Raw genomic sequence first — 9,467 nt, 5'->3', positions numbered from 1 at the left:
AGCACACCCTCGAAGGTGGCGCCCAGGCGCAGGATGGCGGCCCGGGACCGCTCGTTGCGCACATCGGTGTGCCAGACCACCCGGGCGGCCCCGAGCTCGTCGAAGGCATGGCTGAGCAGCAGCAGCTTGGACTCGGTGTTGTGGCCGGTACGCCACCAGCGCCGGCCCAGCCAGGTGTAGCCGATCGCCAGCGTCCGCACCGCGGGCTGCACCTCGTAGTAGCTGGTGGTGCCCAGCACCTCGCCGGTGTCGGCATCGAGCTGGGCGTAGGGCAAGCGCTCGCCCCGGGCCCTGGCCGCCAGTGCCACCAGGATCTCGGCCCGGGCCAGCTCCGGAGTCACCGCCGGGGCAACCCGGCCCAGCCATCGGTAGACCTCCTCGGCACCGTCGTCCGAGCGTGCCGCCGCGGCGTAGCCCTCGGCATGTTCGGGCTGCAGCGGCACCAGTCTGATCTTGCTGCCGGCCAGCACCTCCTGGGCGTACCAGCGGGCAGGCTCGTCGGCGGGGGAGGCGGGGACCGGCATGGCGCAGATCCTGCCCGAGCGCTCCGGCCGGCCGCATCCCGGATGGCTGATCCCGCGGTGCGGTTTTCGCCGGGCCGATGCCCCGCACTACTGTTTCCAGGGTGCGACTGAGTGAGTTCTGGCAGCGGATGGAAGCCCGGTTCGGAGCGGTCTATGCCCATTCGCTGGCCGCGGACTACCGGGTCACCGCGCTCGGCGGCACGGTCAACGAGGCGATCGAGCGAGGGGAGGAGCCCCGGTCGGTGTGGCGGGCGATCTGCCAGGAGTTCGACGTTCCGCAGAAGCTTCGGTGAGCCCTGCGGCCGGCCTCGGCGGCGGGCTTCGGACGGGTCACGATGTCGGCGTGTTGCGGGCAATCGAACACTTGTTCGGCTAATCTGGAATCGACCGCGGTCGTCCACAGATCCGCTTCGCCGGCGAAAACTGTCGGTGGTCAGTTCTAGCGTTGCTCTCGACGGAACAGCCACTAGGAGAGGTACCAAAGATGGCCGCAGCATTCGACCGCGACAAGGCACTAGAGGTCGCACTGGGTCAGATCGACAAGCAGTTCGGCAAGGGCTCGGTGATGCGGCTGGGCGAGCGGCCCCACGTGCCCATCGAGGTGATCCCGACCGGCTCGATCGCGCTCGACATCGCCCTCGGGATCGGCGGGCTGCCGCGCGGGCGGATCGTGGAGATCTACGGCCCGGAGAGCTCGGGCAAGACGACCGTGGCACTGCACGCCGTCGCCAACGCCCAGGCGGCGGGCGGCGTGGCGGCGTTCATCGACGCCGAGCATGCACTGGACCCCGAATACGCCCGCTCCCTCGGGGTGGACACCGACGCGCTGCTGGTCAGCCAGCCCGACACCGGTGAGCAGGCCCTGGAGATCATGGACATGCTGGTCCGCTCCGGTGCCCTGGACATCATCGTCGTCGACTCGGTCGCCGCGCTGGTGCCGCGGGCCGAGATCGAGGGCGAGATGGGCGACAGCCACGTCGGCCTGCAGGCCAGGCTCATGAGCCAGGCACTGCGCAAGATCACCGGCGCCCTCAACAACTCCGGCACCACCGCGATCTTCATCAACCAGCTGCGCGAGAAGATCGGCGTCATGTTCGGTTCGCCCGAGACCACCACGGGCGGCAAGGCGCTGAAGTTCTACGCCTCGGTGCGCATGGACGTCCGGCGCATCGAAACCCTCAAGGACGGCGGCGAGGCGGTCGGCAACCGGACCCGCGTCAAGGTCGTCAAGAACAAGGTCGCCCCGCCGTTCAAGCAGGCCGAGTTCGACATCGTCTACGGCCAGGGGATCAGCCGGGAAGGCTCCCTGATCGACGTCGGCGTCGAGCAGGGAATCGTGCGCAAGTCCGGCGCCTGGTACACCTACGAAGGCGACCAGCTGGGTCAGGGCAAGGAGAATGCCCGCAACTTCCTGCGCGACAACCCCGACCTCGCCGACGAGATCGAGAAGCGGATCAAGGAGAAGCTCGGGGTGGGCGCGCAGGTCACTGAAGAAGCGCCCTTGCCGGCCCCGGTCGACTTCTAGCAGCGGTGGGTCGCCTGCGTTCGGCGGGCGCGGGCCGGTCGGTCCCGCCCGCCGAACCGTCCGACGACCTCGATGACCGGCGTGCCGATCCCGACGCCGACCCCGAAGAGGTAGCCCGGACGATCTGTCTGCGCCTGCTGACGACGCGGGCGCGCAGCCGGGCGGAGCTGGCCGAGGCGCTGACAGCGCGCAGCGTGCCAGCCTCGGCGGCGACCGCGGTGCTGGACCGGCTCGCCGCTGTCGGCCTGGTCGACGACCACGCCTTCGCCGGTCAGTACGCCCGGTCCCGGCAGCAGGACCGCGGCCTGGCGGTACGCGAGATCAGTCGCCAGCTGCGCGACAAGGGCATCGACGAGGAAGCGATCACGGCAGCGGTCGCCGACATCGCCGGCGACGCCGAGGCCGAAGCCGCCCGGCAGCTGGTGGCCCGCAAGCTCCGTTCGATGGCCCGGCTCACGCCCGAGGTCAAAACGCGGCGTTTGGTGGGAATGCTGGCGCGCAAGGGCTATCCGCCCTCGCTGGCTTTTTCCATAGTCCAACAGGCCGTGGGAAGGGCCTCCGACGAAGCGGTTGACGACGAGACGGCATGGCTGGCTTGACCGGCATGCCTATTGGTTCCTAGCCTCACAAGATCAGGAGATTGGATGCACTGCGTTCCGGCGCCGTGCACTGACATACACATAGCGTCATGTTTGCCCGTCGACCATCGCCATGGTGAGGACTGAAGGAGAGAGCGAACGCCGCCGCTGCCGCGGACCGGTGTCTGCACTCGAGATTCGCTTGGGCGTTCGTCCCACGGCTCCGCCTCCTGGCAGTGCTGGTGCGACGGGTCGCGACTGACGCGTCGCCTCCGCGAAAGGAGGAGGACGTTCAGTGAGCCACCTGGGTGAGTTGACGGCCCTCGCTGCCGTGTTCGTGTTGGTACTGGTCCTCGGTCTTCGGTTCCTGTCGCTCTATGCCGGCCGTGCCACGGCCAGCGCCGCCGTACCCCAGCACACCACGCCCGCGCCGGACCGGATCGCCGAAGCCGAGGCCGAGGCCGAGGCGGTGCGCCAGCGGGCGCTCAAAGAGGCCGCCGCGGCCCGCCGGGCTGCCGACGCAGAGATCGAGTCGCTGCGCCGGGCCGCCGAGACGGAGATGGCGGCCGCCCGGGCCAGCGGCGACGCCGCCCGGGCACGGGCCCAGACCGAGGCCGCGGACCTGATCGCCGACGCCAAGCGCACTGCCGAGCGGGAGTCGCAGAGCCGGCTGTCGGTCCTGGCCGCCCGCGAGGAGGAACTGTCGGCCCGAGCCGAGGCCCTGGACCAGCGCGAGTCCGAGCTCGACGCCGCGGTCCGGGATCTCCGGATTCGCCAGGCCGAGCTGGACGCCGAGGGCGCCGCGCTGGAGGACTTGCGCACCGAGCTGGCGGACGCGGCCACTCGCCAGGAACTCGAGCACACCGCGGCCCTGGAACGGGTGGCCGGCCTCAGCACCGAGGAGGCCAAGGTGGAGCTGCTCAGCTCGGTCGAGGCGGCAACCCGGCGCGACGCCGCGGCGCTGGTGCGCACCATCGAGGCCGAAGCCCGCGCCGAAGCCACCGACCGGGCGCGGGCCATCGTGGTGGACGCGGTGCAGCGCGTCGCCAGCGAGCAGACCACCGAGACGGTGGTCAGCGTCCTGCACCTGCCCAGCGACGAGATGAAGGGCCGGATCATTGGCCGGGAGGGCCGCAACATCCGGGCCTTCGAATCGGTCACCGGGGTCAACGTGATCATCGACGACACCCCCGAGGCGGTCCTGCTGTCCTGCTTCGACCCGGTCCGCCGCGAGGTCGCCCGGATCACCCTGGAGAAGCTGGTGCTGGACGGCCGCATCCACCCGCACCGCATCGAGGAGATCTACGAGACGGCCAAGGTCGAGGTGGACGAGCTGTGCCTGCGGGCCGCCCGCGACTCGCTCGCCGAGATCGGCATCACCGACCTCGACGAGCGGTTGATCCCCACCCTGGGCCGGCTGAAGTACCGGACCAGCTACGGTCAGAACGTCCTCGGGCACCTCAAGGAGACCGCCCACATCGCCGGCATCATGGCCAGCGAGCTGGGGCTGGAGCCGAGCCTGATCAAGCGGTCGGCGTTCCTGCACGACATCGGCAAGGCGCTCACCCACGAAGTCGAGGGCAGCCACGCCATCATCGGCGCGGAGCTGCTGCGCAAGTACGGCGAGAGCGAGGCCGTCGCCCATGCCGTCGAGGCGCATCACAACGAGGTACAGCCCCGCACCGTCGAGGCCGTGCTGACCCAGGCGGCCGACGCCTGCTCAGCGGCCCGGCCGGGTGCCCGCCGGGAATCCCTGGAGGCCTACGTCAAGCGGCTGGAGCGGATCGAGGAGATCGCCACCGCCCGGCCCGGAGTGGAGCGGGTGTTCGCCATGCAGTCCGGCCGCGAGGTCCGGGTCATGGTGCTGCCCGACCAGGTCGACGACCTGGCAGCCGGCGTGATCGCCCGCGAGGTGGCCAAGCAGATCGAGGACGAGCTGACCTATCCGGGCCAGATCCGGGTGACCGTGGTGCGCGAGTCACGCGCGACCGAGGTCGCCCACTGAACCGCCGGCCGGACCGGCCACCGCACTGACCGAACCCTCAGCCGGACCGGCCGGCGCGCTGACCGAAGCCTCGGACGCCGGCTCTTCGGCGAACCGGCACCGGTAGATCGCCGACGGCCCGGTCAGCGGGCTGTCGGGGTCGACCACCTGGGTGATCATCACCAGCGACAACCCGTTCTTCTCCAGCACCCGGCGGGAGGCGGTGTTGGTCTCCTCCGGATCGACCACGAAACCGCCGAGGGTGCGGTCCTGCTCGCGGATGTGGCGCATCAGGGCGGCGATCAGCCGGGTGCCCAGCCCGTGCCCGCAGCAGGCCGGCTCGCCGATCAGGTAGTCGAAGCCCGCCTCGTCCGCGGCGGCGCCGATCTGCCGGCCGTAGTCGGGATAGTCGGCCCACCGGTACCACTGGCCGAAGCCGATCGGCCCGGTGGGCAGCTCCACGATCAGCGGATGCGACGGCTCGGTTCCGTCGATGCAGGGCAGGTACTCCGCGGCGACCGCGGCGGGCTCCGCCGAATCGCGCCACCAGCGCTGCACATGCGCCGCCGCGAGCCACCGGCACATCAACGGCAGGTCGTCGGCGGTCATCGGCCGCAGCCGGATCGGTGGCGCTCCACCGAGGAGATCCTGGCCGGTGGAATCCTGGTTGGCAGGATCCTGGCTGGGTAGTACCGGCTCCGGGGTGTCGAGCATGAGCAAGAGTAGACCGGCGCACCCAGTGGTCCGGGCCCTCACGGGAAGTCCGGCTCGGCATCCCGGGGTGAGCCCACAGGTCCCTTGTTCTCCAGCCGGACCGCTGGGCGGGCCGGAGGCTCCGGCTGGGCAGCGGGGACTCCGGCTGGGCAGCGGGGGACTCCGGCCCAGCTCCGTTACCGCGGCCTCGTACCCTGGAGCCGATATGAACGCCGTCCCCGGTACCGAAACCGACAGCGCCGCCCTGCCCGCCGCCCGACCAGGTGCGGACGAGCCGGCCGGCCGCACCTACGCCATCCGCACCTATGGCTGCCAGATGAACGTCCACGACTCCGAGCGGCTGTCCGGGCTGCTGGAGCAGGCCGGCTACCGGCGGGCCGCCGACCAGAGCGGCCGGGAGGCGGACCTGGTGGTGTTCAACACCTGCGCGGTGCGCGAGAACGCCGACAACCGGCTCTACGGCAACCTCAGCCACCTGGCGTCGGTCAAGTCGGCCCGTCCCGGCATGCAGATCGCGGTCGGCGGCTGCCTGGCGCAGAAGGACCAGGCCGCGGTGCTCGAGAAAGCACCCTGGGTGGACGTCGTCTTCGGCACCCACAACCTGGCCAGCCTGCCGGTGTTGCTGGAACGGGCCCGGCACAACGGCGAGGCCCAGGTCGAGATCCTCGACGCCCTAGCGCACTTCCCCTCCGACCTGCCCAGCCGGCGCGACTCGGCCTTCTCGGCCTGGGTGTCGATCTCGGTGGGCTGCGACAACAGCTGCACGTTCTGCATCGTGCCGAGCCTGCGCGGCAAGGAGACCGACCGCCGGCCCGGCGACGTGCTGGCCGAGATCGAGGCCCTGGTCGCCGAGGGGGTCACCGAGATCACCCTGCTCGGCCAGAACGTCAACTCCTACGGCCGCTCGTTCGGTGACCCGCTGGCCTTCGGCAAGCTGCTGCGGGCCTGCGGCCGGATCGACGGGCTGGACCGGGTCCGGTTCACCAGCCCGCACCCGCGCGACTTCACCGACGACGTGATCACGGCGATGGCCGAGACGCCGAACGTCTGCCCCCAGCTGCACATGCCGATGCAGTCCGGCTCCGACGCGGTGCTGCGCGCGATGCGCCGCTCCTACCGGCAAGCCCGCTACCTCGACATCATCGACCGGGTGCGGGCCGCGATGCCGCACGCGGCCATCACCACCGACATCATCGTCGGCTTCCCGGGCGAGACCGAGCAGGACTTCGAACAGACGCTGGAGGCGGTCCGCCGGGCCAGGTTCGCCAGCGCCTTCACCTTCCAGTACTCGCCGCGGCCCGGCACGCCGGCTGCGACCATGCCGGACCAGGTCGGAAAGGACGTGGTGCGGCAGCGCTACGACCGGCTGATCGAGTTGCAGGAACAGATCAGCTGGGACGACAACAAGCGGCTGGTCGGCACCGACGTCGAGGTGCTGGTCAGCACCGGGCAGGGCAAGAAGGACGCCGCCAACCTGCGCATCTCCGGACGGGCCCGCGACGGCCGGCTGGTGCACGTCGCGATCGGCGAGCAGGTAGTGCGGCCGGGTGACCTGGTGACTGCCCGGGTCAGCTACGCCGCGCCGCACCACCTGGTCGCCGACGGCGGCATCTCGGCCCACCGGCCCTGGCGCGGCGCTGCCGGCAGCACAGCACCGGTGGCCCGCCGGCCGGTTCCGCTCGTCAGCATCGGCCGCCGGCCCGACTGAGCCGAAACGTCTCGGCCGACGGAGCCGGACGGCTCAGCCCACCGGACGGCTCAGCCCAACGGAGTCGAAACGCCCCGAACCGACTGAGCCGGACACCTCGGCCGAGCCGCGGGACGTCCTGGTGCACGGCCAAGCCAGCCGACCGCACCGGCAGGCTCCAGCCAGGCGTCGGGCTGAGCGGAACGCTGAAAGGCGGCCTGCAGGAACCCCGGCCGACCTAACGCCGCCGACCCAGTTCTAGTCCTAGTCCTAGTCCGGGATCAGCGCCTTGCGCCTGTCGACCTCGGCCTCGGCCTTGGCGATCCGCTGCGGATCCCCGGAGGCCTGGGCCCTGGCGAGCTTCGCCTCCGCCTCGGCCAGCCGCTCCTTCAGCTGGGCCAGGAACGGGTTGGACTCGCTGGCGCCGCGCTTCCACTCGGCGTCGAGGGCGTCGCGCACCCGCTGCTCGGCGGCCCGCATCCGGGACTCGACCCGCTGCATGGCATCGCGCGGGACGTGCCCGAGGCTCTCCAGCTTCTCCTGCAGGTCGCGCAGCGCCACCTGGGCCTGCCGCGGGTTGCTCAGGTCCAGCGCCGCGGCCTCGGCGATGATCGCTTCCTTCTCCTTCAGGTTCTGGGTCTGCTCGGCGTCGCGTTCGGCGAACACTCCCGAGCGCCGCTCGAAGAAGGCGTCCTGGGCGGCCCGAAACCGCTTCCACAGCGCGTCCTCGGTGTTGCGGTTGGTGCGCGGGGCAGCCTTCCACTCGGTCATCAGCTGCTTCAACGCCGCCGCGGTCTCGCGCCAGTCTTCCGAGCTGGACAGCTCCTCGGCCCGGGCGACCAGCTTCTCCTTGATCCCCTTGGCGGCGTCGCGCTCGGTGTCGAGGTGGGCGAAGTGGCTGCCGCGGCGCTTGCCGAAGGCGTCGCGGGCGGCGGCGAACCGCTTCCACAGCGCGTCGTCGGTCTTGCGGTCGATGCCCTTGATCAGCTTCCACTCCTCGACGATGGCCCGCAGCCGGTCGCCGGCGGCCTTCCACTGGGTGGAGCTCTCGGCGATCGTCTCCGCCTCGGCGGCCAGCGCCTCCTTCTTGGCGATCGCCTCGGCGCGGGCCGCCTCGCGGGCCTCGGCCTGCTCGCCCATCTTGGCGTCGGCCGCGGTGATCAGGTCGACCAGCTGGCTGTCCAGGGAGGCGAGGTCACCGACCGCGGCCACCGTCGGCAACGAGGCGTGCAGGGTCATGGCCTGGGACTTGGTGGCCTTGGGGTCGCCGGCGCCGGACTCCAACCGCTTGGCCAGCAGGTTGACCTCCGTCTGCAGATCGTCGAACCTGCGGGTGTAGTAGGCCAGGCCCGCTTCGGCGTCACCTGCCTGCCACGAACCAACCACCCGCTCGCCGTCGGCGGTCCTTACGAACACCGTGCCGGCCTCGTCGATACGTCCCCATTCCGAACTCATAGCGAGCATTAGACACGACTGACGAGCCTCGCGGTGTAGCCGGATAGCCTCTTGCAACGTGACTGACACCGAGGCGGGCCCTTCCGGGCCTGTCGTGGTGGCCGTTGTCGGCCCGACGGCGACCGGCAAGTCCGATCTTGCCGTAGCGCTGGCCCGGCGGATCGGCGGCGAGATCATCAACGCCGACTCGATGCAGCTCTACCGGGGCATGGACATCGGCACCGCCAAGCTCAGCCCGGACGAGCGCGGCGGCGTCGCCCACCACCTGCTCGACATCTGGCCGGTCACCAAGTCGGCGGCGGTCGCGGAGTACCAGCAGCTGGCCCGGGACGCCATCGCCGACATCGCCGGCCGCGGCCACACCCCGGTGCTGGTCGGCGGCTCCGGCCTGTACGTGCGGGCCACCCTGGACCGGCTGCAGTTCCCCGGCGAGTCGGCCGACATCCGGGCCCGGCTGACGGCCGAGCTGGCCGAGGTGGGCCCGGCCGTCCTGCACGCCCGGCTGGCCCGGCAGGACCCGGCGGCGGGGGCGGCCATCCTGCCCTCCAACGGCCGGCGGATCGTGCGGGCGCTGGAGGTCATGGAGCTCACCGGCGGCCTGTTCACCGCCCGGATGCCGGGCTTCTCCTCGATCTACCCCACGGTGCAGATCGCCCTGGAACACCCCGACCTGCAGCACCGGGTCCGGCAGCGGGTGCTGCGGATGATGGAGCGCGGCCTGCTCGACGAGGTGCGCCGGCTGCTGCCGCTGGGCCTGCGCGACAGCCCCACCGCCGGCAAGGCGCTGGGCTACCAGCAACTGCTCGCGGTCCTCGACGAGCAGGGAGAGCTGCGCGGCGACCTGGCCGGCGCCGTCGAGCTGACCGTCAGCCGGACCTGGCGGTTCGTGCGCCGCCAGCGCTCCTGGTTCGGCCGGGATCCGCGGCTGCACTGGCTGGACGCCACCGCCCCCGACCTGCTGGACCGGGCGCTGGCACTGCTGCCCGGCTAGGCTCTTGCG

At 71.2% G+C, this 9,467-nt stretch carries 9 protein-coding genes; 6 read left to right on the top strand and 3 right to left on the bottom strand.

Going from position 1 to position 9,467, the window contains the following annotated elements:
• Positions 1-524: GNAT family N-acetyltransferase (locus VLJ82_RS05705; RefSeq protein ID WP_408662358.1), on the bottom strand; the 524-nt coding region annotated here is incomplete at its 3' end.
• A gap of 101 nt (positions 525-625) precedes the next feature.
• Here VLJ82_RS05705 and VLJ82_RS05700 point away from each other — a divergent pair.
• The 4 genes from VLJ82_RS05700 (at position 626) to rny (ending at position 4,632) form a co-directional block, all read left to right on the top strand.
• Entirely contained in the window at positions 626-817 is a 192-nt protein-coding gene (locus VLJ82_RS05700; protein ID WP_408662357.1) for a DUF3046 domain-containing protein, read from the top strand.
• A gap of 191 nt (positions 818-1,008) precedes the next feature.
• Positions 1,009-2,049: a recombinase RecA gene (gene recA, locus VLJ82_RS05695; protein ID WP_408662356.1), complete on the top strand. Its 1,041-nt coding sequence runs from the start codon at positions 1,009-1,011 to the stop codon at positions 2,047-2,049.
• A gap of 5 nt (positions 2,050-2,054) precedes the next feature.
• The gene (locus tag VLJ82_RS05690; protein WP_408662355.1) at positions 2,055-2,648 is read left to right on the top strand and encodes a regulatory protein RecX; all 594 of its coding nucleotides are present in this window, start codon (positions 2,055-2,057) and stop codon (positions 2,646-2,648) included.
• A gap of 274 nt (positions 2,649-2,922) precedes the next feature.
• Positions 2,923-4,632: a ribonuclease Y gene (gene rny / locus VLJ82_RS05685; protein WP_408662354.1), complete on the top strand. Its 1,710-nt coding sequence runs from the start codon at positions 2,923-2,925 to the stop codon at positions 4,630-4,632.
• Here rny and VLJ82_RS05680 read toward each other — a convergent pair.
• Positions 4,606-5,325: a GNAT family N-acetyltransferase gene (locus VLJ82_RS05680; RefSeq protein WP_408662353.1), complete on the bottom strand. Its 720-nt coding sequence runs from the start codon at positions 5,323-5,325 to the stop codon at positions 4,606-4,608. The two genes, rny and VLJ82_RS05680, sit on opposite strands and share 27 nt — an antisense overlap.
• 316 nt (positions 5,326-5,641) lie before the next feature.
• Between VLJ82_RS05680 and miaB the strand changes: the two genes are divergently transcribed.
• Positions 5,642-7,033 (top strand): tRNA (N6-isopentenyl adenosine(37)-C2)-methylthiotransferase MiaB, encoded by a 1,392-nt coding sequence (gene miaB, locus VLJ82_RS05675; RefSeq protein WP_408662360.1) that lies wholly within the window; start codon positions 5,642-5,644, stop codon positions 7,031-7,033.
• A 249-nt stretch (positions 7,034-7,282) separates the two neighbouring features.
• Here miaB and VLJ82_RS05670 read toward each other — a convergent pair whose 3' ends face one another.
• Positions 7,283-8,467 carry a DUF349 domain-containing protein gene (locus VLJ82_RS05670; RefSeq protein ID WP_408662352.1) on the bottom strand — a complete coding sequence of 395 codons (1,185 nt, stop codon included), beginning with the start codon at positions 8,465-8,467 and terminating at the stop codon, positions 7,283-7,285.
• Between the two features lie 58 nt (positions 8,468-8,525).
• On the opposite strand from VLJ82_RS05670, the gene miaA reads away from it, so the two are divergent.
• Positions 8,526-9,458, top strand: a complete 933-nt coding sequence (miaA, locus tag VLJ82_RS05665) for a tRNA (adenosine(37)-N6)-dimethylallyltransferase MiaA (RefSeq protein WP_408662351.1) — start codon at positions 8,526-8,528, stop codon at positions 9,456-9,458.
• Positions 9,459-9,467 lie beyond the last annotated feature (9 nt).

This window comes from Jatrophihabitans sp., from assembly GCF_035474675.1.
Lineage (GTDB): Bacteria > Actinomycetota > Actinomycetes > Mycobacteriales > Jatrophihabitantaceae > Jatrophihabitans_A.
This window is presented reverse-complemented; position numbering and strand designations above follow the sequence as displayed.

What these genes read in the sequence shown, in the direction of transcription:
- VLJ82_RS05680 (WP_408662353.1), bottom strand. Translation starts at nt 5,325, where the DNA reads ATGCTCGACACCCCGGAGCCGGTACTACCCAGCCAGGATCCTGCCAAC.
- recA (WP_408662356.1), top strand. Translation starts at nt 1,009, where the DNA reads ATGGCCGCAGCATTCGACCGCGACAAGGCACTAGAGGTCGCACTGGGT.
- VLJ82_RS05670 (WP_408662352.1), bottom strand. Translation starts at nt 8,467, where the DNA reads ATGAGTTCGGAATGGGGACGTATCGACGAGGCCGGCACGGTGTTCGTA.
- miaB (WP_408662360.1), top strand. Translation starts at nt 5,642, where the DNA reads ATGAACGTCCACGACTCCGAGCGGCTGTCCGGGCTGCTGGAGCAGGCC.